Below are 813 nucleotides of genomic sequence, written 5' to 3' on the forward strand. Positions count from 1 at the left end.
TCGAAACCGTGTTGCCCACGATCTGGTTGGTGTACATGGGAATGAACTGCAGCTGGTCGCTGCGGATCCCCTGCACCGGCGTCAGATCGATCGAGCCGCTGTTGGTCAGCGTGTTGCCCACGATGGCCACCTGCGTCGTCGCGTTGTGATACAGGGTGATGCCCCGCCGGTTGCCCTCCATGGTGTTGCCCTGCACCAGCCAGTTGCGCGCCCCCCAGTTGAAGATCGCGTAGTGGCTGCCCACCCCCGGCACCACCGACCAGGGCCGATCCACCGTCAGGGTGCTGCCCTGCCGCCGGCTGATGCTGCGCCACTGGCCCATGCCCGGCCCGCTGACGATGGCCACCACCGGCTGCTGGCGGAAGGGCCCCCAGTTCTTGCGGCTGTCACTCAGGCTGCCCCCCGTCGCCCCGCTGACGGTCCCCGTCTCCTCGTCCACCCGGTCGGGACCGCCCCCCTCGGCGATGAGTGCCTCGCCGTCGTTGCTGTTCTGGGCCGGCCCGTTGATGACTTTGAAGAGGTTATTGAGCACGGCCATATTCTGGCTGAAGTTCAGGCCCAGCACGTGGTTGACCAGGTTGGCGGGGTAGCGGGCGGATCCGTCGCGGTAGACGCGGTTGTTCTCGAAGATGCCCTCGTGGGTGTTGTCCAGGTTGAGCCCGTAGACGGCGAAGGTGAAGCTGTTGCGGGCGATCACAAAGGAACTGCTCCCGGCCAGGTTGAGCGGGCCCCGGTAGCCGTTCTGGCTGGTGAGCCCCTGGGTGAAGTCCGAGTTGGCCACCACCAGCTGGCGCACCTGGGCCAGCTCCAGCC

General features: G+C 66.7%; 1 protein-coding gene. It reads right to left on the reverse strand.

From position 1 onward, the window contains the following. Positions 1-813, reverse strand: an 813-nt coding sequence (locus tag ACFS25_RS14535; RefSeq protein ID WP_381502123.1) for a hypothetical protein, incomplete at both ends; no start/stop codon positions are given.

The organism is Spirosoma flavum, from assembly GCF_042686045.1.
GTDB classification, from domain to species: Bacteria; Bacteroidota; Bacteroidia; order Cytophagales; family Spirosomataceae; genus Spirosoma; species Spirosoma flavum.